This window comes from Komagataeibacter rhaeticus, assembly GCF_003207855.1.
GTDB classification, from domain to species: Bacteria; Pseudomonadota; Alphaproteobacteria; order Acetobacterales; family Acetobacteraceae; genus Komagataeibacter; species Komagataeibacter rhaeticus.
The window spans coordinates 24,299-49,827 of sequence record NZ_NKTZ01000012.1; the positions used below are offsets into that span (position 1 = coordinate 24,299).

At 60.9% G+C, this 25,529-nt stretch carries 20 protein-coding genes; 14 read left to right on the plus strand and 6 right to left on the minus strand.

Annotated features, from left to right (window positions below; all coding sequences use genetic code 11):
• The first annotated feature begins 2 nt into the window (after positions 1–2).
• The 11 genes from tal to CFR78_RS11445 all read left to right on the plus strand — a co-directional run bounded on the left by tal (position 3) and on the right by CFR78_RS11445 (position 11,783).
• Positions 3–1,163 carry a transaldolase gene (gene tal / locus CFR78_RS11395; RefSeq protein WP_110581143.1) on the plus strand — a complete coding sequence of 387 codons (1,161 nt, stop codon included), beginning with the start codon at positions 3–5 and terminating at the stop codon, positions 1,161–1,163.
• 258 nt (positions 1,164–1,421) lie between these two features.
• On the plus strand, positions 1,422–2,825 hold the full coding sequence (locus tag CFR78_RS11400) for an aminotransferase-like domain-containing protein (RefSeq protein WP_110581144.1): 1,404 nt from the start codon (positions 1,422–1,424) through the stop codon (positions 2,823–2,825).
• Between the two features lie 340 nt (positions 2,826–3,165).
• The gene (locus CFR78_RS11405; RefSeq protein WP_007398731.1) at positions 3,166–3,648 is read left to right on the plus strand and encodes an MSMEG_0572/Sll0783 family nitrogen starvation response protein; all 483 of its coding nucleotides are present in this window, start codon (positions 3,166–3,168) and stop codon (positions 3,646–3,648) included.
• 24 nt (positions 3,649–3,672) lie between these two features.
• Positions 3,673–4,647 (plus strand): Nit6803 family nitrilase, encoded by a 975-nt coding sequence (locus tag CFR78_RS11410; protein WP_110581145.1) that lies wholly within the window; start codon positions 3,673–3,675, stop codon positions 4,645–4,647.
• On the plus strand, positions 4,644–5,750 hold the full coding sequence (locus CFR78_RS11415; protein WP_110581146.1) for an MSMEG_0568 family radical SAM protein: 1,107 nt from the start codon (positions 4,644–4,646) through the stop codon (positions 5,748–5,750). Before CFR78_RS11410 ends, CFR78_RS11415 begins: the two co-directional genes overlap by 4 nt.
• On the plus strand, positions 5,750–6,313 hold the full coding sequence (locus CFR78_RS11420) for an MSMEG_0567/Sll0786 family nitrogen starvation N-acetyltransferase (protein WP_110581147.1): 564 nt from the start codon (positions 5,750–5,752) through the stop codon (positions 6,311–6,313). Before CFR78_RS11415 ends, CFR78_RS11420 begins: the two co-directional genes overlap by 1 nt.
• Positions 6,310–7,284, plus strand: a complete 975-nt coding sequence (locus CFR78_RS11425; RefSeq protein WP_181417526.1) for a sll0787 family AIR synthase-like protein — start codon at positions 6,310–6,312, stop codon at positions 7,282–7,284. Before CFR78_RS11420 ends, CFR78_RS11425 begins: the two co-directional genes overlap by 4 nt.
• The gene (locus CFR78_RS11430; protein ID WP_110581148.1) at positions 7,281–8,456 is read left to right on the plus strand and encodes an MSMEG_0565 family glycosyltransferase; all 1,176 of its coding nucleotides are present in this window, start codon (positions 7,281–7,283) and stop codon (positions 8,454–8,456) included. The genes CFR78_RS11425 and CFR78_RS11430 overlap by 4 nt, the downstream gene beginning before the upstream one ends.
• Positions 8,444–8,731 (plus strand): MSMEG_0570 family nitrogen starvation response protein, encoded by a 288-nt coding sequence (locus CFR78_RS11435; protein WP_019091908.1) that lies wholly within the window; start codon positions 8,444–8,446, stop codon positions 8,729–8,731. Before CFR78_RS11430 ends, CFR78_RS11435 begins: the two co-directional genes overlap by 13 nt.
• A gap of 16 nt (positions 8,732–8,747) precedes the next feature.
• A complete protein-coding gene (locus CFR78_RS11440; RefSeq protein ID WP_034929715.1) occupies positions 8,748–9,995 on the plus strand; it encodes an MSMEG_0569 family flavin-dependent oxidoreductase in 1,248 nt (415 codons plus the stop codon).
• A gap of 15 nt (positions 9,996–10,010) precedes the next feature.
• Complete coding sequence (locus CFR78_RS11445; RefSeq protein ID WP_110581149.1) at positions 10,011–11,783, plus strand: AMP-binding protein; 1,773 nt, start codon at positions 10,011–10,013, stop codon at positions 11,781–11,783.
• A gap of 610 nt (positions 11,784–12,393) precedes the next feature.
• On the opposite strand, the gene CFR78_RS11450 is transcribed toward CFR78_RS11445, so the two are convergent.
• The 5 genes from CFR78_RS11450 to CFR78_RS11470 all read right to left on the minus strand — a co-directional run bounded on the left by CFR78_RS11450 (position 12,394) and on the right by CFR78_RS11470 (position 18,657).
• Entirely contained in the window at positions 12,394–13,527 is a 1,134-nt protein-coding gene (locus CFR78_RS11450; protein WP_110581150.1) for a LysR family transcriptional regulator, read from the minus strand.
• A gap of 153 nt (positions 13,528–13,680) precedes the next feature.
• Positions 13,681–15,117 (minus strand): NAD(P)/FAD-dependent oxidoreductase, encoded by a 1,437-nt coding sequence (locus CFR78_RS11455; protein WP_110581151.1) that lies wholly within the window; start codon positions 15,115–15,117, stop codon positions 13,681–13,683.
• Positions 15,114–15,419: a (2Fe-2S)-binding protein gene (locus CFR78_RS11460; protein ID WP_110581152.1), complete on the minus strand. Its 306-nt coding sequence runs from the start codon at positions 15,417–15,419 to the stop codon at positions 15,114–15,116. The genes CFR78_RS11455 and CFR78_RS11460 overlap by 4 nt, the downstream gene beginning before the upstream one ends.
• Positions 15,416–16,552 carry an NAD(P)/FAD-dependent oxidoreductase gene (locus CFR78_RS11465; RefSeq protein WP_220032403.1) on the minus strand — a complete coding sequence of 379 codons (1,137 nt, stop codon included), beginning with the start codon at positions 16,550–16,552 and terminating at the stop codon, positions 15,416–15,418. The genes CFR78_RS11460 and CFR78_RS11465 overlap by 4 nt, the downstream gene beginning before the upstream one ends.
• 41 nt (positions 16,553–16,593) lie before the next feature.
• Positions 16,594–18,657, minus strand: coding sequence for a hydantoinase/oxoprolinase family protein (locus CFR78_RS11470; RefSeq protein ID WP_110581154.1), 2,064 nt, complete (start codon positions 18,655–18,657; stop codon positions 16,594–16,596).
• A 169-nt stretch (positions 18,658–18,826) separates the two neighbouring features.
• Here CFR78_RS11470 and CFR78_RS11475 point away from each other — a divergent pair, with 169 nt between their 5' ends.
• The 3 genes from CFR78_RS11475 to CFR78_RS11485 all read left to right on the plus strand — a co-directional run bounded on the left by CFR78_RS11475 (position 18,827) and on the right by CFR78_RS11485 (position 22,571).
• Positions 18,827–20,134, plus strand: coding sequence for an NAD(P)/FAD-dependent oxidoreductase (locus CFR78_RS11475; RefSeq protein ID WP_181417527.1), 1,308 nt, complete (start codon positions 18,827–18,829; stop codon positions 20,132–20,134).
• An 18-nt stretch (positions 20,135–20,152) separates the two neighbouring features.
• Positions 20,153–21,712 carry a hydantoinase B/oxoprolinase family protein gene (locus tag CFR78_RS11480; RefSeq protein ID WP_007398750.1) on the plus strand — a complete coding sequence of 520 codons (1,560 nt, stop codon included), beginning with the start codon at positions 20,153–20,155 and terminating at the stop codon, positions 21,710–21,712.
• 145 nt (positions 21,713–21,857) lie between these two features.
• Positions 21,858–22,571 carry an SDR family NAD(P)-dependent oxidoreductase gene (locus CFR78_RS11485; protein WP_007398751.1) on the plus strand — a complete coding sequence of 238 codons (714 nt, stop codon included), beginning with the start codon at positions 21,858–21,860 and terminating at the stop codon, positions 22,569–22,571.
• 103 nt (positions 22,572–22,674) lie between these two features.
• Here the strand turns inward: CFR78_RS11485 and CFR78_RS11490 are convergent, their stop codons facing one another.
• Positions 22,675–25,086, minus strand: a complete 2,412-nt coding sequence (locus CFR78_RS11490) for a TonB-dependent receptor (RefSeq protein ID WP_258366073.1) — start codon at positions 25,084–25,086, stop codon at positions 22,675–22,677.
• Positions 25,087–25,529: the final 443 nt, after the last annotated feature.

Genomic DNA, 25,529 nt, shown 5'->3' on the forward strand with positions numbered 1-25,529 from the left:
TCATGAATGAATCCCGCAGCATTTCCCTGACCAATCCATTATGCGAGCTGGCCCGCTTTGGCCAGTCGCCATGGCTGGACTTTATCCAGCGTTCCTTTACCGAAAATGGCAGCCTGAAACGGCTGGTGGATCAGGACGGGCTGAAGGGCGTCACCTCCAATCCGGCCATCTTTCACAAGGCCATAGGGCAGGGGGATGAATATGACACCCGCATCGGCCAGGTACTGGCCGAACGGAAAGTCGATGCGGCAGCTTTATATGAAATCCTGGCGGTGGAGGACATACAGGCCGCAGCCAAAGTGCTGTATCCGGTCTATGAAACCAGCCGGGGCATTGACGGGTATGTCAGCCTTGAGGTCTCGCCCCATCTGGCCCATGATGCCATCGGTACACTGGCCGAGGCGCGACATTTGTGGAAACGGGTCGATATGCCCAACCTCATGATCAAGATCCCCGGCACGCAGGAAGGCGTGGAGGCCGTGCGGACCGCGATCGCGGATGGCATGAATGTCAACGTGACCCTGCTGTTTTCGCTTGAGGCATACAAGAAGGTGCTGGATGCCTACATGGCCGGGCTGGAAGCACGGCATGCGCAGGGGCTGCTGGTATCGGGCATTGCATCGGTCGCCTCCTTTTTCGTAAGCCGCATTGACGCCCGCATCGATACGGCAATCGACGAACGGATAGCGGGAGCGGACCCGGAAGCAAAGACGCTGGAAACCCTGCGGGGAAAAGTCGCCATTGCCAATGCCAGGATGGCCTATCAATACTGGCAGGGGGTTACACGGGGCGCGCGGTGGCGAAAGCTGGCGGCCCTTGGCGCGCAGCCCCAGCGGCTGCTCTGGGCCTCGACCGGCACGAAGGACCCGGCTTACAGCGATGTATTGTATGTCGATGCACTGATCGGGCCGGAGACGGTCAATACCATCCCGCCTGCCACATTCGCCGCGTTCCGCGAGCACGGGACGGCTGCCCTGACACTGACACAGGACATTCCGGGTGCGATACAGGTCCTGCACGAGGCCGACCGGCTGGGGCTTGATCTGGCTGGGGTGACGGATGCCCTTTTACATGAAGGACTGGACGCTTTTGCGGAGGCATTCCGTTCCCTGCGTGACAGTATGGCAACAAAAATAACCAGCCTGTCTCCCGTCATGATGTAATCCAGGCAGGAAACCACAATCCTTTTTTGATCGGGGGACTTTCACCGCAACCCTTGGCACATGCGCATTCCGGCTAAGCCTGCCCATCAACCCCTCCTTCCCCAGGCCGGATTATGGCCTACGTCCCTGCCTGAAAATCGGGAGTGACTTCTGACACTCGGCTGTCAGGTTACGAGAGGTTGCTGGTACAGGTCATTGCATTGATTGTATGGTGCATGATTGAATGATTGGTCGCCGAATATATGGAACCTGACCGTCATGACCGAGTACCCCTACCTGGACCATTGGAAAGAGGAGATCGGTCGCAATCCGAATGCGATTTACCTTACGCTCGCTGATGCCCTGGCGCTTTCGATCCGCAAGGGTGACCTGAGGGAAGGGGACAGGCTGCCTCCACAGCGTGCCATTGCGCGCCATATCGGGACCAATCTGACAACCGTGACCCGTGCGTTCACGGAAGCCCACCGGCGCGGCCTGATTGACGCAACCGTTGGCCGGGGCACGTTCGTGCGTGTCGGCGCGGGCGAGAGTCACTGGCGCCATACCGGCCCGGCCGTGGTTGACCTGACCATGAACCTGCCACCGATCCCGCAGGACCCGCCGCTGCAGCGCATCATCCAGAACGATATCGCGGCCATCCTGAAGCAGCAGGACCTGAACAGCCTGATGTCCTACCGGGTCACGGGCGGCACGCTGGAGGAGCGCCAGCTTGGCGCGAAATGGATCGCCCCCATCATCGGCCAGCGGCGCACAGACGAAATTCTTGTCTCACCCGGTGCGCAGAGCGCACTGGCAGCCATTGTCAGCACCCATACCCAGCCGGGCGATGTGATTGTCACCGACCGCATCGCCTATCCGGGTATTCGAACTATTGCCGCACAGTTCGACCTTATTCTGGTCGGTGTGGACAGTGACAGGGAAGGCATGATGCCCGACCAGCTCGACCGGGTCTGTGCGGAACATCACCCCCGGCTGCTTTACTGCATCCCGACCATTCATAACCCCACCACGGCCACCATGTCACTGCAGCGGCGCAAGGATATTCTTGCGGTGGCCCAGCGCCATCACCTGCATATTGCCGAGGACGACCCCTACAGCCTGCTGATGGACACTCCGCTACCGGCGCTGGCAGCCCTCGACCATAGCCGTGTCAGCTACGTGGCCACCCTTGCCAAGACGCTCAGCCCCGGCCTGCGCACCGCCTATGTGGCCCTGCCCAATGCGGAGATGACCCGACGGGTGACGGCGGCCATCCGGGCGATCGCGCTCACTAATGCCGGTCTGCTCAGCGCGCTGACGGCGCGGTGGATGCAGACAGGGCAGGCGCATACAATCCTGCACGCCATCCAGAAAGAACTGCGCCTGCGCCAGTCCATAGCCCGCAAGGTACTGGGGGAGGGGCATTGCATGAATCCTGATGGACCACATGTCTGGCTGAAGCTGCCGGACTGGTGGGGCAGTGCGGATTTTGTGGCGTATGCCCGCAGGCGGGGGCTGGCGCTGGTGCCCAGCACCGTTTTCACCATCAGCGGCGAGCCGCCGCAGCGGGCGCGCATTGCATTGGGCAGCGCACCGGATGCTGCAAGCCTTGAGGAATCCCTGCATGGCGTGCTGTCGGTCCTGCAACACAAACGCTCACCCGGCTTCGCCGATATTGTGTGACCTGCGCGCAGCGTCTGGAATCGATGGCAATGCCTGATTCCGGGGGGCGCCATGCGGGCGGATGGAAAAACAAAAGGGCACGTTATTCACGACTGCGTGATTATGGAATCATTTAAAAACAGATACTTATAGTCATATCTCACAATTGTATGGTTGGAGAATAATTTTTGTATGCCTCTGTCTCTGCAAGAGGACGTTGTATGATTTAATTTGAGCCATTTGTACCCTTATCATAAGGCATACAATATTTTGCCTCTCCGCCATCCCGTGCCACGTTCGCCTTGGCAACGCGGTCAGTCTCGGCTCCCCGCCGGAAACCGCAGCACACGGGAGAGATACCATGCCGAAAGTCGAACACGCTCCGTACAAAGACGGCGACTGTTTCGTCAATTATGAAAATAAGGTCTTTGAGGACGTCAAAGCCCAGCCCGGCGAAAAAGCCCTCATCACCTTCCACACCGTCGCCAATGAAGGCTCGGTCGGGTTCGTCAACCTGCTACAGGCCACGCGCCTGATCCGCAAGGGCTTCGAGACGTCGGTGCTGCTGTATGGGCCGGGTGTCACCCTTGGTGTGCAGCGCGGCTTTCCCCGTCTGGGCGACGAAGCCTTTCCGGGGCACATGAACTGCAACAGGCAGATCGCAAAAATCCTTGAAGAGGGCGGCAAGGTCTATGCCTGCCGCTTCGCGCTTCAGGCCCTCTATGGCTACGGCGAGCAGAACCTGATCCCCGGCATCACGCCGATCAACCCGCAGGATGTGCTCGACATCATCCTGCTGGCCCGTCGCGACAACGCCTTCATCCTCAATACCTGGACTCTCTGAAGGCCGAAGGGAGGACCGCACGCCATGTCCCGTATCGTTCGCGCCGCAGCCATCCAGATCAGCCCCGTCCTGGGTGACGATGGTCTGGGGACTGCCCGGAAAGTCTGTCAGGCCATCCGCGAGGCCGCCGAAAAAGGTGTGAAGCTTGCGGTCTTTCCCGAAACCTTCGTGCCGTACTACCCCTATTTCTCATTCATCCAGCCGGCTTTCCGCTTCGGTGGGGAGCATCTGGAACTCTACGAGCGCGCTGTCGTCATTCCCGGTCCGGTGACCGACATGGTGGCCGAGGCCGCGCGCCAGACCGGCATGGTCGTGGTGCTGGGCGTGAACGAGCGCGATTTCGGCACGCTCTACAACACCCAGATCATCTTCGACGCCACGGGTGAAATCCTGCTCAAACGCCGCAAGATCACGCCTACCTACCATGAACGCATGATCTGGGGGCAGGGTGATGGTTCCGGTCTGAAAGTCGTTGAAAGCGCTGCCGGTCGCATCGGCGCACTGGCCTGCTGGGAGCATTACAATCCGCTCGCCCGCTACGCGCTGATGACCCAGCATGAGGAAATCCACTGCGCGCAGTTCCCCGGCTCGCTGGTAGGGCAGATCTTTGCCGACCAGATGGAAGTCACCATCCGCCATCACGCGCTGGAATCCGGCTGCTTTGTCGTGAACGCCACGGGGTGGCTGACGGAAGAGCAGATCACGGAGATAGCCCGCGATCCGGCGCTGGAAGGCCCGCTGCGTGGTGGGTGCTTCACGGCCATCGTCTCCCCCGAAGGAAAACTCCTCGGCACACCACTGACGGAAGGCGAGGGGATGGTAATTGCCGATCTCGACTTTGCCCTGATTACCAAGCGCAAGCGGATGATGGATTCCGTGGGGCATTACGCCCGGCCCGAACTGCTCAGCCTGCTTCAGGACCGGCGGCCCGCCCGCACCGTTCGTTACGTTGGGGAGGCCAATCCGGTTTCAACCTCTACAGAGGAGGCTGCGTCATGACCATTCCGACGCTCGGTACACTTTCTGGTCGCAAGCTCGTCACCGACCTGCAATCCTTCGGGCTTCAGATCGGCGCGCAGACCGGCGGCATTGCCCGCAAGGGAGGCGCCGGTCCTTCGGATCACAAGACGATCACCATTGCAGGCCAGACCGTCATGGTCCCGGTCTATACATCAGGCGCGCGACGTTCCCCGTTTCAGGCCAGCCCGCCGGACCAGCACGGGGCCAGCACGCTGCTACGCGATGGGCAGACACTGGGCACGATCCATTTTCCGGCCGCCCCGCGCTTTTACGGACTGAGCACGGCGGACGGCATTCCCTACTGGAAGATCGCCCTGCTGCATGGCCGTGACACGCTGGCGACCACGGTGCACCAGACCTGCATCCGCTATGCCGACCGGCGCACGTCGTGCCAGTTCTGCGCCATCGGCCAGTCGCTGGAGGCCGATCGCACCATTGCCTACAAGACGCCAGCACAACTGGCCGAGGTCGCCAAGGTCGCCGTGGAACTCGACGGCGTGCGCGACATGGTGCTGACCACCGGCACGCCTAACGTGGTGGACCGGGGTGCAGCCGTGCTGGCGGAATCAGCCCGCGCCATCCGGGCGGCTGTGGATCTGCCGCTTCAGGTCCAGTGCGAGCCGCCGCGCGATCACGGCTGGTTCCAGCGCCTGCGCGACGCCGGGGCCGACAGTCTGGGGATGCATCTCGAAGCCGCAACACAGGCGGTGCGCGAGAAGATCATGCCAGGCAAGGCCACGGTCAGCGTCGATCGCTATATGGACGCCTTTGCTTCCGCCGTGCCGATCTTCGGGCGCGGGCAGGTCAATACCTACATTCTGGCCGGTCTTGGCGACAGTGCCGCAGATATTCTGGCGCTGGCCGAACGGCTGATTGCGCTCGGGGTCTATCCCTTCGTGGTGCCGTTCGTGCCTATTTCCGGAACACCACTGGAAAATCATGCGCCGCCTTCGGCCGATTTCATGAAGTCCGTGCTCGCACCACTCGGGCGGATGCTGCGCGAGGCGAACATGAAATCCACCGACATCCGCGCCGGATGTGGCCGGTGTGGCGCCTGTTCCTCGCTTTCGGCGTACGAATAATGACAGCGATCCTCGAAGGCGTAGACGACCGCCCGTTCATCCCGACCGAATATGTCGTGCGGCTGGCCCGCACGCCGTGGGAACGCGCGGGCTACCATGCGCTGCGCCGCGACGTGTTCTGCACCGAACAGCAGGTGTTTGCCGATGATGACCGGGACGCAATCGACGCGGTTGCCATTCCCATCATCGCGGCCTGCTGCATGGCGGGCATGCCGGACCGGGTCGTGGGCGCAGTGCGCATCCATGAAGCCGAACCCGGCGTCTGGCGCGGCTCCCGTCTAGCCGTGCATGAAGACCATCGCAAACTGGGGCGGATCGGCGCGGAACTCATCCGCATGGCGGTCAGCACGGCGCACGGGCTTGGGGCCAAGCAGTTCCAGGCACAGGTACAGGAACAGAACCTGCTGTTCTTCCGCCGCCTGCACTGGAAAAGCCTTGGGGCCATGACCCTGCATGGGCTGCCACATCACGACATGCAGGCCGACCTCTCACGCTATCCGGCGCATGGCCAGGACCAGACCTGGCTGCTGCGCCCGCAGCCTCGTAACCGGCAGGTGGCATGATGGCACACGAACTGACGACACTGCTGCGCACGCTTCGACACGGTCGGGCCCTTATGGCCAAACAGGACATCGCCGAAACTGCGGCAATCCTGAAGCCTGCCAGCCATGACATCATCCGTCTTGGCGATGACTGTGCTGCCATACCGGATGGCGATGGCTACCTCCTGCTGGCCAGCGAGGGCTTTCAGGATAGCTTCGTCCGCTCAATGCCATGGTTTGCCGGGTATTGCGGCGTGATGGTCAATGTCAGCGACATCGCAGCCATGGGCGGTCGCCCCGTGGCGGTAGTGGACGCGCTGTGGAGCGATACGTCCGAAGCAGCCACCTCCATCCTGACTGGCCTGCGTGATGGCGCGGACACCTACGGCGTACCTGTCGTGGGGGGCCATACCAACAGGCGCAGCACCCATAATTCGCTGTCAGTCGCGATCCTTGGCCGTGCCCGTCACCTGCTGACCAGTTTCGACGCCCGACCGGGCGAGGTTCTGATCGCCGCCATTGATCTGCGCGGTCGCTGGCATGACCCGCATCCGTTCTGGGATGCCAGTTCAGCACTGTGCGGCACCGAGGAAGCGGCCCGGCTGCGTGGGGACATCGAACTTCTGCCCACGATTGCGGAAGACGGCCTGAGCCGTGCCGCCAAGGATATCAGTATGGCGGGACTGTTGGGCACTGCCCTCATGCTGGCCGAATGTTCGGGTATCGGCATGACCATCACGCTCGATGATATTCCACGGCCTGAGGGTGCTCCGATGGAGCGCTGGCTGTCAGCCTTCCCCAGCTATGGCTACCTGCTCACGGCGCGCCGCGAAGATGCCGAAGCGATCATGGCCCGGTTTCGTGGACGGGGCATTGCGGCTTCTATCATCGGTCAGTGTGACAGCACGCAGCGGCTGGATGTCACATGGGCAGACGAGACAGAAACCTTCTGGGATCTCGCCCGGATGCCTCTCATGGGGTGTGCGCCATGACCCTCTCCATCGGCATCCTGACCCATTCGACCAATCCGCGTGGCGGTGTGGTGCACGGCATGGCGCTGGCCGAAGCCTTGTGCGATGCAGGCCACGACGTCACGCTGATCGCCCCGGACGTGACCGGAGCCGGTTTCTTCCGCACGCCCCGCTGCGCCACAAACTGCATCCCGGCCGCGCCCGAGACCGACCTGCCAACGCTGGTGGAACGCCGCATTGGCGAGATCAGGGACGCCCTGCGTGGGCAGCATTTTGACGTGCTGCACGCGCAGGACCCGATCAGCGCCAATGCACTGGCCGATCTGGTGGAAGAGGGGCGGATACCGGGCTTTGCCCGCACGGTCCACCATCTTGACCATTTCACACACCCGGTTCTTGCCGCGCGGCAGGAGCGGGGGATCAGGGCGGCGGCCGAACTGTTTACCGTCAGCACAATGTGGGAAGATGTCCTGCGCAACGACCATGGCCGCGAAGCCCCGGTCGTGGGCAACGGGGTTGATCCCGTGCGCTTTTCGCCTGTGCCAACCGCGCACGATGCCGCGTTGCGGGCGCGGTATCACCTGCCTGCCGACCGTCGCCTGATCCTGTCCGTGGGCGGGATCGAGCGGCGCAAGAACACGTTGCACCTGCTGGAAGCGTTTGTGGCCCTTCGCCGTGAACGGCCTGATGCGCATCTGGTTGTAGCGGGCGGGGCTTCGCTGCTGGATCATTCTGCCTACCGCACCCGGTTCATGGCGCGTCTGCGCGAAAGCAGTGCGGCCGATCATGTCACCATCACCGGGCCTGTTGCGGATGAAGACATGCCTTCATTCCACCGGCAGGCGGACGTGCTGGCCTATCCATCCGTAACCGAAGGGTTCGGGCTGTGCCCGCTGGAAGCCCTGGCTTGTGGCACGCCTGTTATTGTGCCGGCAATCGCACCTTTCACGGAGCATTTTTCGGCAACGGATGCGCTGTGGTGCCAACCGCCGCATCCCGACACCTTGTTTATGGCGTTGCGCGACGCCCTGCGCGTCGAAAGCCGTGACCATTTCCGGGCCAGCGGCCCCGCAACGGCCCGCCGTTTCGACTGGGGCCGCGTCGCCAGCCGGCACCTCCCCGCATACCGGCGTCTGGCGGCCCTGCGACACGCAGGTGCCCCAGTTTCTGGAGCTTTGTCATGCCCGAAATGACCTTTCGCGTGCGCTGGCCCGATGGGAAGGAGACCGACTGTTACTCCCCATCGCTGGTCATAAGGGACCACTTCACGCCCGGTCAGGATTATCCGGTCCGGGAGTTTCTTGAAAAGGCGGACACCGCCCTGACGGACGCCAGCGAGCGGGTTCGCGCCCGCTACGGCTTCCCATGCAGCCGCGCCCTTGGCCAGCTTCAAGCCATAAGGCAGGCCAGTGCGCCTTTTCTGAACCAGTCCGACGCGCAGGTGCGTGTCCTGTCTTTCAGTTATTGAAACGAAAAGAACGACCATGACACAGAACGAAAAAACCATCCCCGTCATCATCGTGGGCGGCGGACAGGCCGGACTCTCCATGAGCTGGTATCTCTGCCGCGAGAAGGTGGAGCACATCGTCTTTGAGGCAAAGACCGCCTGCCATTCGTGGGATGATGAACGCTGGGACAATTTCTGCCTGGTCACACCGAACTGGCAGTGCGCACTCCCCGGTCATCCATACAAGGGGCGCGACCCGCACGGCTTCATGGTGAAGCAGGAAATTATTGACTACGTGAAGGGTTTTGTCGCCTCCTTCAACCCGCCCCTGCGCGAGCACACAGCCGTTACCTCCATCACCCGCCATGAAGGCGGTGGCTACCGCGTGGGGGCAGGTGGTGAGACGTGGCACGCAAAGCATGTTGTCATCGCATCAGGCGCATATCAGGACGCGGTCATCCCCGGCTATGCCAGCGCGATCGACCCCGCCATTCATCAGGTCCACTCGCAGGATTACCGTAATGCAGCGCAGTTGCCCGACGGGGCCGTTCTGGTCGTGGGCAGCGGCCAGTCCGGTGCGCAGATTGTCGAGGACCTGTTCCTTGAAAAACGCAAGGTCCATCTCTGTGTCGGCTCTGCCCCGCGTGTCTCGCGCTTCTACCGTGGCCGTGACGTGGTGGACTGGCTGGCGGATATGCACTTCTATGACCTGACGGTGGATAATCACCCTCTGCGTGACGGCGCACGCGACAAGACTAATCATTACGTCACGGGCCGAAATGGCGGTCATGACCTTGATCTGCGCAAGTTCGCGCAGGAGGGCGTGGGCCTCCACGGCACGCTGGAGACAATCCGCGATGAAGTGGCGCACTTCGCCCCGGACCTGAAAGAAAACCTTGATGATGCCGACAAGACCAATGCCGACATCAAGAAATCCATCGACGCCTGGATCGCCCGTGAAGGGATCACGGCCCCGACCGAAGCCCCTTATGTGCCTGTGTGGGAGCCCGATGGCAGTAACACCCCGCTCGACCTGAAGGCTGCCGGGATCACTTCGATCCTCTGGTGCATCGGATTCCGCCCGAACTATCGCTGGATCGACGTGCCGGTTTTCAACGGAGCCAACAAGCCCGTCTGGCATCGGGGCGTGACCGATGCGCCGGGCTTCTACTTCCTCGGCCTGCCATGGCTGCACACCTGGGGATCGGGGCGGTTCTCCGGCGTTTCGCGCGATGCCGCGTGGCTGGCTAGCCAGATCACCGGCAAAGACGTGCCTGTAGCCTGAACGGAGTAAAGCGCCATGCTTCCATGGACGACATACGAGGCGATGTACGATGCGGCACAGAACCAGCCCGAACAGTTCTGGCTGGAGGCAGCGCAACGCATCACATGGAAGCAGGCCCCTGTGACCGCATGCAGGGCGCGGGCGGATGGCTGGCATGACTGGTTCCCCGACGCCACGCTCAACACCTGCCATAACGCCGTCGACCGGCATGTGGAGGATGGACGCGGCGGGCAGGCGGCGCTGGTCTGGCATTCCTGCGCCACGAAGGAACGGCAGGTAGTAACCTACCGGGAACTACAGGGCAGGGTGTCCCGGTTTGCCGGTGGCCTGCGCGCGCTGGGGGTAGGGCAGGGCGACCGCGTCCTGATCGCCATGCCGACCATGATCGAAACCGCCATCGCCATGCTGGCCTGTGCGCGGATCGGGGCCGTGCATGTGGTGGTTTTTGCGGGCTACGCTGGGCCCGAACTGGCGCGCAGAATTGATGATGTCGGCCCGAAAGTCATCATCATTGCCAGTTGCAGCTTTCAGGGGCAAACGCCCATTCCATCCACGCCTGCCCTAAATGAGGCGCTGGCCAAAACGGCGCATAGACCGCAGGCCTGCGTGATCGTGCAGCGTGAAGCCTGTCCGGCATCGCTGTTACCGGCACGGGATCATGATTTTCTCTCGCTGGAACAGTCCGCACCGGCAGAACCGGTCACGCTGCGCTCCGAAGACCCCCTGTATATTCTTCACACGTCCGGCACGACCGGCAATGCGAAGGGCATTGTGCGTGACAATGGTGGCCATGCTGTCGCTCTCGCCCTGTCCATGGAGCTGATCTACGGCTGCAAACCCGGCGATACCTTCTTCACGACATCGGATCTGGGCTGGGTGGTTGGCCATTCCTACGGCGTCTATGCACCGCTGCTCAGCGGCTGCACCAGCGTGATCGTGGAAGGCGGTGCATCGGCTTCCGCCATCCGCGCGCTTTGCCATGAGCATGACGTGAAATGCCTGTTCACCACACCAACACAGATGCGCCTCATGCGGCAGGAAAGCCGCAACCTGTCAGGTGCGATCCTGCCCACGCTGGCCCGTATCTTTGTGGCCGGGGAGTATGCGGACCCGACATTGCTGGAGTGGGCACGGTCGTATTTCCGCAAACCTGTAGTCAATCACTGGTGGCAGACCGAAACCGGGTGGAGCATCACCGCCCATTTCTTTGGCCTGCCCGAGCGCGAGCCGGTCTCGCTCATGAACGATATCGGGCGGCCTGCACCGGGATTTCGCACGGCCATCGTGCCGTCTATGCCGGGTGAACAGTGCGGGGAGATTGTCCTGTCCCTGCCGCTGCCGCCCGGCTGCCTGGCGGGTGTTTGGAAGGATGGAGCGATCCGGGTTCCTACCGCCTATCTTGATGAAACAGGCGGGCATTACCGTACCTTTGATGAAGGCATGATTGAAGCCAACCGCGCCGTTCACATGCTCGGGCGTTCCGATGATGTCATCAAGGTCGCGGGGCGGCGGATTTCGGGTGTGCAGATTGAAAAGATCATCGCCACCCATCCATCAGTCCATGCCTGTGCCGTGGTTGCCGTACCCGACGCACTGCGCGGGCAGCGGCCCGTAGCATATGTGGTACCTGACCCCACAGTGGAACGCACGCTTTCTGCCGGGGAAATCATCGCACGGGTCAGCAAAGTCCTCGGCCGCTGGATCGGCCTGAAAGAAGTCCGCTTCGTTGCATGCCTTCCCACAACCGTGTCTGGAAAGATCACGCGGCAACGCCTGCTGGTCTCCTGACGCCATCGGTATCGGGCCGGGTTAAGCCTGCGGAAAAAAGAGCGCGCCATACCAGACCGGACCCGTAACGATCTTGCACCGGTCAGGAATGAAGTCGACATGCAGTGCGGAACACCTTGACAGACGGGAAGACAGACCGTTTTCCGATCCGGCCCGTCAGCAGGGAAAACGGCTGTCTGGCGGATCGGCCACGCGTGCCGATACCTGTAGATAAAGGCGAACCTCAGGGCTTTTGGCCTACGAATATCCGGTTTTTCTGGATTTCCCTTTCCGCCCCGAAAATCCGGATCTTCAGGCGCAGGGGTGCATTCTCACGGGCCTGATTATCCTGATGCCGGTTCCACTCGAACGGTCATCCATCATCCATTTACCCGGCGTGGATTTGCCAATACCAAGGTTCACAGTAATGCGGGGGGCGTAACAGTCCCAGTCCACTGCTCAATGCCATCCTTACCACCTCGCATATGAAAGCTTCCGTAGGTTTCATCGTCGCATCAGTCTCCCGATAGGGGCATGCAACGACTGGATGGCCAGCAAGAACCGCATCAAGTCCATGGCCAGTCGGACATAATATATTGGTCACATCATCATTAATAATTATTGAATATGACTAAACCCGTGACAGCATTTCATTGAAATGTACATCGGGTATCCTGACAGGTGTGGAAAAGGCGCTGGCATGCGACATGTCCCGCGTAAATGGCCAGCGGAACTCATCGCTCAGACTGTCGATCTGCTCCTTGACGTGATTGACCAGCAACGAATTGACAGGCTTATTGGGTGATGTAGCAAGTGAAATGGTACGAAACAGGTAGGGTGCGACAATAAGGCGGGCACTGAATTGTCCTGCCATGATTTCCCGCCGCAGGCATGAAGCCGGCAGGATGGTTGCACCAATATTGCTGGAAACCAGTTGCAGCAGCGATGTATAGGAATCACAGTCAAGCTGCACATTGAGCTTGATGTCGTGTTTGGCTGTCCAGCCCTCTACAATCTGGCGCAGGCCGTGACGTTTGCTGGGAAGGATAAGGGGAATATCCTGCAGCGCCCGCGCCTGGATGCTGTCATATCCACATTCCGCGCGCCCCTGTCCGCCAGCGGTGCCTTCGATCAGGCACAGATTCTGTGACAGCAGGGATTCCATATTGGGACTGGCCGAAACCTGGGTGTCATACAGCAGGGCAATATCCAGCATTCCGGAATTGAGCCATTGCAAAAGATCGCCGTTATACGCATCGATAAAACGGAATTTGAGGTTTTCGTACGCGACCTGCAACGACCGGGTCAGGGGCAGGGCCAGGGTACTGCTAACGCTGGCGGGCATGCCAATAACCGCGGATGTCACGCACCCGCCCGAATAGGCATGTACCTTGTCATGCGCTTCATGGATCTTGCGTATAATATCGGTACCCAGCTGCTTCAAGCAGCGTCCGGCATCGGTCATGACAACGCCACGTCCGTTACGGTAAAGCAACTTTACATGCAGCAGCGTTTCCAGGTCCCGGATATGGCGGCTGAGTGCCGGCTGGGGCCTGCCCAGTATGGCTGAAGCCCGGGAAAAAGAACCGCATTCAGCTACAGATATGAAATATTCCAGATCTTTTATATTCATGTCTCGACCCCTGAATACTGACACGCCATTCTCGAAGGAAGTCAAACGAGGACTCTGGGATTGCTGACCGTCGGACGGTTTATTATTTCGTATGAGCCATAATTTCAGGAGAATCGAACGAAAGTCAAACATATTTCAAAATTAAGAACCATATTTTTTATGTTCTTATAAATAGAATATATGGGCATGCCTGATACAGGAGGGCATGACAACCATGACAAAGTCATTATTTATAAAAAACAAAGTATTATATGCCGGATGGGAAGGATACATCCCGGCGGGAGGTCAGCCTGGTGTTACGGCCCGGATGGCGGCACTGTCGGCAGGCATGGCTGCCATATCGCCCAGTGTTGCCGGGCGTGCGGGCAGGCGCTGGTTCAGGTATCCCACATCCGCAGGGTCGCGGTCCCGGGTCTGTGCAATCAGGTCGCTCACCGTCAGGCCGCACAGGCGCCCCTGGCAGGGTCCCATCCCGCAGCGCAGAAAGGCCTTGGCCTGGTTGGGGCCAATGCATCCTTCACGGGCGGCGCTGCGCACCTGCCCTGCGATGACGCCTTCGCACCGGCAGATGACCGTCTCATCCGCGGGCTGCCGAAAGTGGCTGGCAGGGCGGAACATGCAGTCCACGAACATGCGCCCCCTGCGCGCCAGCGCAATCCGTGCCCGCATACTGACAGAGTGCAACCAATTCAGCAGGTTGCGTCTGCTCCGGCCACGGGCGGCTACAATGGCCTGTCCGGCCATACGGCCGCCCAGGGCGGCCAGTCTGCTGCCACCGATGCCCGCGGCATCTCCCACGCAGACAATCCCATCGGGGTAACCCGCCGTGCCCGCGGGGGCGGGGCGGAAGCTGGCCTGTGCGCGATCCCATACATGTGGCACGCCCAGCGCCATGGCCAGATTGGGGTTGGGCACCACGCCATGGTGCAGCAGAAGGGTTCTGGCCGGCAGTACTTTGTCCTGGCCGTTCTTGCCAGACCACCGGACCTGTTCCAGACATGCCGTGCCTTCCGCGCATATGGACATGACACCACGATGGACCGGCACACGATGCATGACAGCTGACGCCAGCAGGCGCAGCCCGTACCATGCATCTCCCGAAAGCAGAAAAAAAGGCAGGGCTGCCAGACCTTTCCACCATTGCCGGTCCGCAGCCGTGATCAGGATGGCCGCTATATCCTGCCCCGCGCGGCGGTACTGTGCGGCCAGCAGCCATATCAGCGGGCCGCGTCCGGCAATGACCATGGGGGTGGGCGGAACCACCCCGCTTGCCTTCAGCATGGTCTGAGCAGCGCCAACCGTCATGACGCCGGGCAGGGTCCAGCCGGGAATGGGGAAGGGGCGCTCCATGGCGCCCCCCGCCAGTACCACGCACCGCGCGGCAAAGCGCCGGGGCTGACCATCCACCCGTGCCATGACCACATGATCGGGCGTAATGCCCCATACAATGGCGCGCGGGATGATATGCGCGCCGCTTGCATACGCACGCCGGATCATCCGGGTTCCCTTGCGCCAGTAGTCTTTTCCCAGAACCTGACCCTGCGGAAAGGGGCTGTGGCTTGCGGCGCGGTAGATCTGCCCGCCCGGATGCATGTTTTCATCCAGAACCAGCGTCAGCAGCCCGGCACCCGCCGTTACGGCCGCAACGCCCAGTCCGGCGGGGCCCGCCCCAATAATGATGACATCATGGACCGTATCGTCCGGCAGGCCGGATGATGTCATGATCCATGCCCTTCGAGGTCCGTCTCGATACACATGCCTGTCCTGACCGGCAGCAGGCAGGCTTGATGCATGCTGCGGCCATCAACCCGGACCAGACATTCATGACACGCGCCCATAAGGCAGTATGGCACGCGCACACGCCCCGTGGGGGGGAGCGAGCCGCAGGCCGGATAACCTGCCAGCATCATCGCCACCGCCACGCTATCGCCCAGACGGGCTTCCAGCACGCGACCATCAAGCGTGAACGTGATACGCGGCCCGGCGGGAGCCACAATACGGCGGAAACGGAAACGGTCTGTCATGATCGGGATGCCGCGGTGAGGGTGAAGCGACTGGCGGAAAATGCTTGCATGATGGGGGGAATGATACCCGTATGGATCGCGTCACACACAAGGCCCGTATGGTTGGGGGCCAGTGTCACGCCTGAATGGCACGATGCCACGAATGCACCCGGCCAGAGGGTGGAATGGTCATAGACAGGCATCCCGTCTGGGCTTTTGACCCGGAAACATGACCACGAACGCACGACCGAGGCCGCCTGCAGGCACGGAAAGGAACGGATAGCGCGATCGGCCATCACGGCATCGATTTCCAGGTCGACCGGCTGCCGTGTCATGACCGTATCCTGGCTGTTCCCGATCAGGACACTGCCATTATCCGTCTGGCGCAGGGCATTCGTGGGATAGTCCAGAAATGGCGGCAGCCTTTGCGTGACCATGATCTGCCCGCGTTGCGGAGTGATGGGCGCATGCAGCCCCACCATGGGGGCAAGCCGCGTGTTATCCAGACCCGCAGCCAGCACGACGCGCTCACATTCCCTGTACCCATGGGGTGTATCCAGTATGAAAGTTCCTTTTTTGGTAGGGGTTATGGTGCGAACGGGACTTGCCGGCACATAATGCCCGCCCGAGCGACCGAAGGCCCTGTGCAGGGCGTGAAACAGGGCCAGTGCATTGAGATGCCCGTCGAGTGGCGAAAACAGCGCGCCCACGACATCTGGCCCGATTGCGGGCAGTAGCGCACGGGTCTGGCTGTGGTCGAGCATTTCATGGGGAAAGTCGCTGCCCTGATCGCAAGCGATGCGCGCGCTACGGGTCGCAAGGTGATCCATTTCGGCACCGGACAGGGCCAGAGTCAGGCCGCCGCGCTGGCTCAGGTGCAGCACGATGCCGGTCATGGCCTCCAGTTGCCGGGCAAAATCCGGCCATGCGGCAGCGGCCATACGGCTCCAGTTAAAATAGGCGGGCGCGCCCGCCCCCTTGCTCTGCACCCATAACAGGGCAAAATTCGCCCGTGCCGCGCGCAGGGCCCGGTCCCCTTCGTCCAGTACCGTAACCCTGTGGCCACGCAACACAAGCCCCAGCGCAATACTGGCCCCCACCATGCCGCCACCGATCACGATGGTATCGGCCGCCGTGCCGGGATGCCGCGTCACCGCACCGTTTCCTGGCGCAGCAGGCAGGGGGAGGTGCTCCATCAGCCGATACCGGTATCGATGATGATGTTCAGGTAGGGTTCGACATGGGCCTCCATGCCCGGAAGGATAACGGTCGTGGCATCCATCTGTTCAATGATGGCAGGGCCGGGAATGCGGTTGCCACTGCGCAGGTGGGCACGGTCATAGATCGGGCATTCCACAAATCCGCCCGTTTCGGGAAACCAGACTTCGCGGGCGCCGGTACGCGCGGCGGAGGGATCCGGCCCTTCATCGGGGTGACTGATGAACTCGGCCTTTTCCACCCGGCCGGTCGCCTCGACACGGAAAGTGACGAACTGGATCGGGTCACTTTCGGAGGCAAAGCCATACTGGGTCCGGTGGGCTTCCATGAATTCCGCGATCATATCCGTTACGGTCTGTGCCGTAATCCTGCCCTCGGGCGCGCACAGCATGACCGGCAGTTCGTAATTCTGCCCGACATAGCGCATGTCCACCGTAAAGCGCTGGCCACAGTTTTCCGGTGCCACGTTTTCCTCGGTAAACCAGCCTTGCGCCCGCGCCGCCAGTTCATCATGAATGGCCTGGACCCGGTCAACATTGCCCTCATCCGCCATCATGATCTGCGTGGTCGAGAAATCGGCCCGCAGGTCGGTCAGCAGCAGCCCCAGCGCGCACATCACACCGGGCGTCAGCGGAATGACGACACGCTTCATGTCCAGTTCCAGGGCAAGCCGCACCGCATGCAGCGGCCCGGCGCCGCCCAGGGCCATAAGGGCGTAGTCGCGCGGGTCATGGCCTCTCTGCACGCTGATGACCCGTACGGCGCGCGCCATGTTGGCTGTAACCACCGAAATGATTCCCTGCGCCGTCGCCATGACATCCATGCCCAGTTCGCCAGCCAGACGGCTGATCTGGGCATAGGCCTTGTCGTGGCGGATGGGCATGCGGCCGCCAAGCAGGAATTCGGGGTTCAGGATATGAAGCACCACATTGGCATCGGTGGTGGAGGGGATGTCATTGCCCTTGTCGTAACAGACCGGGCCGGGAAAGGCGCCGCAGCTCTGCGGGCCGACCTTCAGCAGGCCACCATTGTCACGATAGGCCAGCGACCCGCCCCCCGCACCCACGGTATGGATGTCAAGCATCGGGGCCTTGATGGGATAGCCATGGACCATGGCTTCGCCCGTCATGCGGCATGCTCCGTCCTTGAGGAGGGCGACGTCGGTGCTCGTCCCCCCCATGTCGAAGGTGATGAGATTGGGGATGCCGATCATGCGCCCGATTTCCTGGGCTGCGACAACACCCGTAGAGGGACCCGACAGCACGGTGCGCACGGGCAGCGCGCGCGCCAGGTCAAAGCTGATCACCCCGCCATTGGACTGCGTGATCCGGGGCGCGACACCCAACCCCAGATCCATCAGGCGCCTGGCCAGGCGGGTGATGTAGGTTTCCATCACCGGGCCGAGATAGGCATTCACCACCGTGGTGGAAAAACGCTCATATTCCCGGAATTCAGGGGCTACGGCGCTGGAGATGGAGGTGAAAGCCTCAGGAAATTCCTCCTGCACGATTTCAAGTGCGCGCTGCTCATGCCCGGGACGCACAAAGGAATACAGGAATCCGATGGCAACCGCCTGTACGCCCGCATCCTTCAGGGCGCGGGCCGCCGCGCGCACGCTTTCCTCATCAAGTGCCGTTTCCACCGTCCCGTCATGGCGGACCCGCTCGGGCACTTCAAAACGCAGGTGCCGCGCCACCAGGGTTTCTGGCTTGTCGGCCTGTGTATCATACAGGCTCGGGCGCTTCTGCCGCCCGATTTCCAGCAGGTCACGGAAACCGTCGGTGGTGATCATGCCGGTCGGCACACCCCTGTGCTGGATCAGGGCATTCGTACCGACCGTCGTGCCATGCCCGAGGAACCTGACATCGCCCGCGCTGGCACTGACCGTGCCCAGCCCCTCGGTCACGCCCCCGGCTATGCCGCGTGACGGATCATCGGGGGTGGATGAGACTTTCCATATTCCGAACTGTTTCGTTTCTGTATTGTAAAGACAGATATCACAGAAGGTTCCCCCGGAATCCACGCCAATCCGCCAAGACATGTGCTGTTCCTTCTCTCAACTGTCCAATGGATGAACAAGTATTACGGGGCGGCAGCGTGGGGGGGTAAGACGGTTTCATGTCATATCAGTTATATCGAGACGCAATATTGGGAACGTGCCATGAATGTTTACGGATTTCATCCCTAATATCGTGAAGGACGAGGATTCAATGGCACCGAAGGTCGAACCCGTTCAGCCAAGCACGGAATTCCCCGCAAGGACCAATGTCGTCATTATCGGTGGCGGCATCATCGGTGTCACGGCCGCCCTTTTCCTGGCGCGCTCGGGCATTCCGGTCACGTTGTGCGAAAAAGGGCATATCGCGGGCGAACAGTCCAGCCGCAACTGGGGCTGGACACGGGTCATGGGCCGTGATGAACGTGAACTGCCACTTGGTCAGGCCAGTCTGAACCTGTGGGGCCAGATGAACGAGATGACGGGCAGGGACACCGGTTTCAGGCAGTGCGGCATTCTTTATGCCTGCGATAATGAACGCGAAATGAACGATTTCCTGAAATGGAAGGATATCGCCGACCGGTACCAGATTCGTACGGAAGTGCTTGATCCGGCACGGACGGCTGAAAAAAGCGGCTCCCAGCGTCTGTTCCGCGGCGGCCTGTTCTGCCCGACCGATGGCCGGGCCGAACCCACCATGGCCGCCCCAGCCATTGCCGCGGCCGCGCGCGAACAGGGGGCGACAGTCCTTACCCGCTGCGCCGTAAGGGGGGTCGAGACACGCGGCGGCCGCGTGTGCGGAGTAGTAACCGAACGCGGCACGATCGCCTGTGAAAGCGTGATCCTGGCGGGTGGCGCATGGTCGCGGCTGTTCGCGGGCAATACGGGTATCGACCTCCCCTCGCTTCAGGTTCTGGGCAGCGTTGCAAGGGTGGACAACGTTGAAGGCGGACCGGAAGAGACGGTAGGCGGCAGCGACTTTGCCTTCCGGCGCAATATACAGGGCGGCTACAACATCAGTCGGCGCAACGCCAGTGTGGCCGATATCGTGCCCGATTCCTTTCGCCAGTTTACGCGCTTCATCGGTGCCTACCGCACGGGCTGGCGCGAATTGCGGCTGCATCTCGGCCGCCGCTTTCTTGAGGAAATGCGCATGCCACGCGCCTGGTCGATGGACGAGATCTCCCCCTTCGAGATCATTCGTACACTTGACCCCGAACCCTCGCACTACCTGCTCGACGAGGCGATCACGATCCTGAAGCGTGATTTCCCCGCCTTCCGCACCATGCGCGAAGTCGAGCGCTGGGGCGGCATGATTGATGTCACACCGGATGCGGTGCCGGTCATCGGGCCGGTTGACAGCCTGCCGGGATTCTATCTGGCCACCGGTTTTTCCGGCCATGGTTTCGGCATTGGTCCGGGGGGCGGCAGGCTGATTGCGGACCTTGTTTCGGGAAGGACACCCGTTGTCGATCCCACACCGTTCCGGTTTGGCCGGTTCAACACCGACCACAGGCCATAAAACAGGAAGTTACAGACCATGACCGATACAGATCGTATTCAGCTTGACCCCGTAACTGTCGAGATCATCGGCAGTGCCCTGTCATCGATCGTTGATGAAATGGGGGAGGCGCTTGTCCGCACCAGCTATTCCACAAACATCAAGGAACGTCGTGACTGCTCGACCGCCCTGTTCGACCAGTCCGGCCACACGCTGTGCCAGGCCGAGCACATCCCGATGCATCTGGGCTCCTTTATCGAATTCGTCCCGCTTGTCATGGCACGCTACAAGGCGGACGATATCAGGCCAGGTGATGTCTTCATCGGCAATGATGCCTATGCCGGGGGGGGAACACACCTGCCTGATATCGTTCTGGCAGAGCCGATTTTCGTCAAGGAGCGGATCGTGGCCTGGGCGATCAATACCGCCCATCATTCCGACTTCGCCGACCGTGGCGACGCCCACATCTTCCAGGAAGGGATCCGCATTCCCCCGGTCAGGCTGTACAAGGGCGGCGTGCTGCAACATGACGTGCAGGACCTGATCCTGCTGAACTGCCAGGTCCCGGCCGAGCGTATTTCCGACCTGCGCGCCCAGATGGCGGCAAACCGCCTGGGAGTCAGCCGCCTGCAGGCGCTATGCACGAAATACGGCACCGATATCGTCATCAGGGCGGGACAGGAACTGCAGGACTATGCCGAACGCAAGATGCGCGCGGGTATCGCCGCAATCCCCGACGGGCGGTACACGGCCGATGACCTGTTTGAAACACTGGGCTATCCCACCCCGATCGCCATCGGCTGCACGATCGATATCACGGGGGATGAAATGACCCTGCAGTTCGACAGTCCACCCCAGGTACGGGCCAGTTTCAACATGACGCGCTCCGCCCTGCTGGCCACGGTCTATTATGCGGTCAAGTCGATCGTGGATCCCACCATTCCGCCCAATGCGGGGCTGGCGCGTCCGTTGCATGTCAGGGCGGAGAGCGGAACGGTGCTATGCTGCCGGGAACCGGCCGCCGTGATGGGGCGCATTTCCACCTGCCAGCGCGTGGTGGACGTGATCAACGCGGCATTGGCTCCCGTCTGCCCCGAAAGCATCACCGCCGCATCGAATGGCGCGGTCGTATCCGCCACCTTCAGTGGCACGCGCAAGACAACGGGCGATTACTGGATCTATCTTGAAACCATTGGTGGCGGTTCAGGCGCGCGCCATAACAAGGATGGGCTGGATGGCGTGCAGGTGCACCTGACCAATACATCGAACCTTCCGATCGAAGCGCTGGAGATCGAATACCCGCTCACGCTGTTGCGTTACGAACTGGTCGATGGCTCGGGCGGGGCGGGCCGCTATCGTGGTGGCATGGGGCTGCGGCGCATCTATCGCGCGGGTGAGGACTGTCAGGTCGCCATCAGCATGTCACGCATTACGACAGCCCCGTGGGGGCTTGATGGCGGCCTGCCGGGCGGCAGGGCCTATGTCGAATGCAGCGCGCCCATTCATGGCAGCACCGCCCATCTCACACCAGGTGACACGGTGGAGGTGGTGACACCCGGCGCCGGCGGCTATGGCGCGCCCCCTGCCGCGGCCAGCTAGGGCCATTCCGCCTGCCTTCCTGATATCCAATCGCGCCCGGCCCCTCAGGTCGGGCGTTTTTTCCTGTGCGGGGCTGGTGGCTACGGACCGGTGGTGTATCCGGGTCCATGGCGGCCATGTTCCATGAAAACGGAGATGCATTCCCATGATCCAGTCCACGCGTTTGACCGATACCGGGCGGGTTGTCATGATTTCGGGCGCCGGCCGGGGTATCGGGGCGGCCATCGCGCAGCGTCTGGCGCAGCAGGGCTGGCGCATCAGCGCGGGGCTGCGTGATCCTGACGCATTTACCCTGCCGTCACCCCATATGGCCTGTCATTTTGATGCGACCGACTGTGAATCGGAACAGCACTGGGTAGCACGGACCCTGGCCCGCCATGGCCGGATCGATGCGGTTGTGGCCAATGCGGGGATCATGATCCCCGGATCGCTGCTGGAGGTGGATGATGCGGGGCTGGAGCGGATGCTGCAGGTCAATGTCCGTTCGCCCGCCCGACTGGTACGGGCGGCCTGGCCCGCATTGCAGGCGACCGGGCAGGGCCGGGTGATCATCTTGTCTTCCCTGTCGGGCAAGCGTGTGAAATCACCACGCTCAGGCACTTATGCCATTAGCAAATTCGCGGCCGTGGGGCTGTCAAATGGCATACGCCGCCTTGGATGGGCCGATGGAATCCGCTCGACCGTCATCTGTCCCAGCTTCGTTGCCACGGACATGACGGCAGGCGTGAACGGATTGGACCCATCGGAGATGACCCAGCCGGATGAAATCGCCACCATGGCGTCCATGGTCCTTGACATGCCCAATCACGCCAGCGTGTCGGAACTGTGCGTGACCTGCCGGGATGAAGACATGTTCTAGGGTATTTCTTCGCGCCTGTGGCGGTATGACAGGAAATGCCCTGTCATGCACGCGCAGACTGCCGGTCACCGACCGGCAGCTGTCTTTCATGGTATGAAGAAAATCAGAATTCACACGAAGCAGTCATGACCACGCTCAATGGCGGTGCCAGGAAGTAGGAGGGGGTCTGCCCTGCCACCCCCCTGGTGGTCACGGCATTGGCCGTAACGGTTCCGACCGAACTCAGATAGGGAGTGTTGGTCAGGTTCATGAAGTTCAGCTTGATGACCGGGCGTGAAAATGCCGACCATTTGGGCAGGCGGTAACCTAGTGACAGGTCAACCGTCTTGTAGGCCGGCATGCTCTGGTCATCCATGAATGTCGAATACTGTGAATCAACCCATTTGAACATCAGATTGGCAAAGAATGGCCCGCGGGCGTACATCACGCCAATATTCGCCATAAATTTCGGGCTTTTGACCGCGACCTTCCCCGCTGTCGGCAGGATGACTCCGCCATAGCTGAAATTGTTGTCCATTGTCGCATGCAGATACTGGGCATTGACGTAGGGTGAAATGCCGTAAAAAGGTCGTGTCGACAGTTCGACCGTGACCCCGCGCATGGTCTCGCCACCCACCGAAATGGCACTGTTGACCGACGCGCCATTGACGTAAGCCATGGTGGTGACCTGGTGGTTGGTCAGGTTGGAATTGAACAGCGCGACATCGGCATTGAACAGCCCATGGTAGCGGAAGCCGATTTCCTCATTGATGGCGTATTCCATCTTGCCCTGGTTGGTGCCCTGCTGGGTCACGTTGCCGCTGGAAATGCTGTACAGGTTGGGATAGGTGGACAGGGGCACGGGCGGCCGTGCGTTGGTGGTTCCGTTTATGTAGACTTGCATGTCCTTTCTGACATCATAGGAGATGGAGACACGCGGCATGGGCTGGGCGATTGCCTGCGAATAGTGGTACTGTGATCCGGGCAGTTCATTCGTGCCCGACAGGTAATACATCATTTCCTTGAAGCCGGCGCTGATCTTCAGCCGATCGTGCAGGAATCCCTGCGTATCGGACAAATAGAATTCGTTGATATCGGACGACATCTGGTAACGTGTGCCTGTCACGATATCGCCTGCCGTATCACGTATCAGGTCGCCGCCGGTATAGCTGGCCGCGTTACCATTCTGGTCCAGTGCTGAAAGCCCGTTCAGGGCGGTCATGTTCCAGTGATCGTACCAGTATCCGGCAATCAGGTGGTTATGGGGGGTGGGATCATACTGCACATAGGCATTGACGCCGGTTGCGAACTGGGTCTGTGCCGCATTGGCCAGGGCGGAAACCGTCTGCACACCCTTGCTGTTGGTATAGACATACATGCCACTGGTGTCGATCGAGACTTTCTCGGAGCCATTGTACAGGCTGTCGGGCGAGAAGCTGGTCTGGCCAGGACTGTCTGATTCCGTCCAGTGGAAATAGGGGGTGATGTTCAGCCGCAGGTTATGGGTCAACCTGAACTGGTTCTGCAGGGAAATCAGGACGTTTGAACGTCTGTAGACGTAGTTTTTCCAGTAATCCGAGGTCTCTCCCGCAACATAGGACGAGGCATAGTTCCCGACCGAGAAATTGTTGCCCTGCGCGTTCGCCTTCTCCCATGCCGCCAGCGTGTAAGGGCTGCTGCGGGCATTGGTCCAGTCCGTATAGGATACGAACAGGGAGGTCCTGCCAATGTCACCCCAGTCCTTCTGCAGCTTGAAATCGACATGGTTCTTGCGGCTGCGCCCGCTGCCCGCGAATACGTCCGCTGCCGTGTAGGAATAGGACGCGAACATCTTGATACCGGTGTTGCCGATGTAACCGCTGTCATAACGCGCGAAGACCCGGTCCCCGCGATAGGACCCGTGGGAGTAGGACAGGTCGCCCCCCATCTTGTTCGACGGGTCGCGTACCGTCTCGATCATCTCACCGCCCGATGCCGACTGGACCGGATCATTGATCCGCGACGTGCTGGCAATGAGCGTGACATCGGAAAGGTTTTCGTTATCGGCCCATGTTTCCGAATAAGGGAGCAGATAGGCCTGATCGATGCCAGGCACGCCTTCGACCACCCAGCCCATTTCCGTCTCGTCATAGCCCCGGACCGAAATGTCGTTACGGATACTCAGTCCATAGGCATCCGACATGCCTACATTGGCCCCCGGCAGGGTGGCCGCGAGCTGGATGGGACTGGCGATGGTCAGTTTCTGGGCAATGGCCGCGGCCGTAATGGAACTTGTTGCCTCCGGTGCGTGCTGACGCTTCATCAGCCCCCCCGCGATCCGGCGTGTCTGGCTGACGGTTATGGCCTCCGGATCGCTCTGTACAGCGGTCGCCGGTGCAGCCGCATGCGCGGCCGTGGCGTGGGGCGTTGCCCGGGGGGTAGGCTGTGCTGGTGTCTTGCGGACCGCACGTACCTGCGCATGGGCCGCCAGAGGCAACAATGTGTAGGAGGTGGTCAGCAGCAGCATCAGCATGACTGATGCCGTGTCACGCTTCACGGAAGCCCGCACCTTTTTTCCCCTTGTTCTTGAGTCCATGACAAACCTTGCACTATAGAGGTCGATAAGGTCTGAACATATTTCTGAAAAGAAATGATATTCAGGGACGAATTACGTGGATTCCCAGAGGCGGTACGTCATGCCCTGACGGAATTACGTGCAAAAGGACATGGCCGCTCTTGTTCTGTCTCGTTTCTAATATGAAATTATCTTCAAGAAAGCCGGATGATTCAATCCATAGCTGATATACAGTAATCATCTCTCAAAACAGGGTAGGGTCTGATGGTGATGAAAGTCCTGATAGCCACTACCCGTTCTTATTTTTGAAATATGATTTTGCGTTTGATTGGACCGAAGGTACGATTATTCCCGACATGAGCGTGCCTTCCGCATGACCTGCGCGCCATGATGTTGCGAATATGCAATATCATGTCAGGGTATGG

Bases quoted from the DNA above. Each gene is read 5' to 3' on its own strand.
- CFR78_RS11440 (WP_034929715.1), top strand. From the start codon at position 8,748: ATGACACAGAACGAAAAAACCATCCCCGTCATCATCGTGGGCGGCGGA.
- CFR78_RS11405 (WP_007398731.1), top strand. From the start codon at position 3,166: ATGCCGAAAGTCGAACACGCTCCGTACAAAGACGGCGACTGTTTCGTC.
- CFR78_RS11420 (WP_110581147.1), top strand. From the start codon at position 5,750: ATGACAGCGATCCTCGAAGGCGTAGACGACCGCCCGTTCATCCCGACC.
- CFR78_RS11425 (WP_181417526.1), top strand. From the start codon at position 6,310: ATGATGGCACACGAACTGACGACACTGCTGCGCACGCTTCGACACGGT.
- CFR78_RS11415 (WP_110581146.1), top strand. From the start codon at position 4,644: ATGACCATTCCGACGCTCGGTACACTTTCTGGTCGCAAGCTCGTCACC.
- CFR78_RS11435 (WP_019091908.1), top strand. From the start codon at position 8,444: ATGCCCGAAATGACCTTTCGCGTGCGCTGGCCCGATGGGAAGGAGACC.
- CFR78_RS11400 (WP_110581144.1), top strand. From the start codon at position 1,422: ATGACCGAGTACCCCTACCTGGACCATTGGAAAGAGGAGATCGGTCGC.
- CFR78_RS11475 (WP_181417527.1), top strand. From the start codon at position 18,827: ATGGCACCGAAGGTCGAACCCGTTCAGCCAAGCACGGAATTCCCCGCA.
- CFR78_RS11470 (WP_110581154.1), bottom strand. From the start codon at position 18,657: ATGTCTTGGCGGATTGGCGTGGATTCCGGGGGAACCTTCTGTGATATC.
- CFR78_RS11460 (WP_110581152.1), bottom strand. From the start codon at position 15,419: ATGACAGACCGTTTCCGTTTCCGCCGTATTGTGGCTCCCGCCGGGCCG.
- CFR78_RS11430 (WP_110581148.1), top strand. From the start codon at position 7,281: ATGACCCTCTCCATCGGCATCCTGACCCATTCGACCAATCCGCGTGGC.
- CFR78_RS11480 (WP_007398750.1), top strand. From the start codon at position 20,153: ATGACCGATACAGATCGTATTCAGCTTGACCCCGTAACTGTCGAGATC.
- CFR78_RS11445 (WP_110581149.1), top strand. From the start codon at position 10,011: ATGCTTCCATGGACGACATACGAGGCGATGTACGATGCGGCACAGAAC.
- CFR78_RS11455 (WP_110581151.1), bottom strand. From the start codon at position 15,117: ATGACATCATCCGGCCTGCCGGACGATACGGTCCATGATGTCATCATT.
- tal (WP_110581143.1), top strand. From the start codon at position 3: ATGAATGAATCCCGCAGCATTTCCCTGACCAATCCATTATGCGAGCTG.
- CFR78_RS11410 (WP_110581145.1), top strand. From the start codon at position 3,673: ATGTCCCGTATCGTTCGCGCCGCAGCCATCCAGATCAGCCCCGTCCTG.
- CFR78_RS11450 (WP_110581150.1), bottom strand. From the start codon at position 13,527: ATGTTTGACTTTCGTTCGATTCTCCTGAAATTATGGCTCATACGAAAT.
- CFR78_RS11485 (WP_007398751.1), top strand. From the start codon at position 21,858: ATGATCCAGTCCACGCGTTTGACCGATACCGGGCGGGTTGTCATGATT.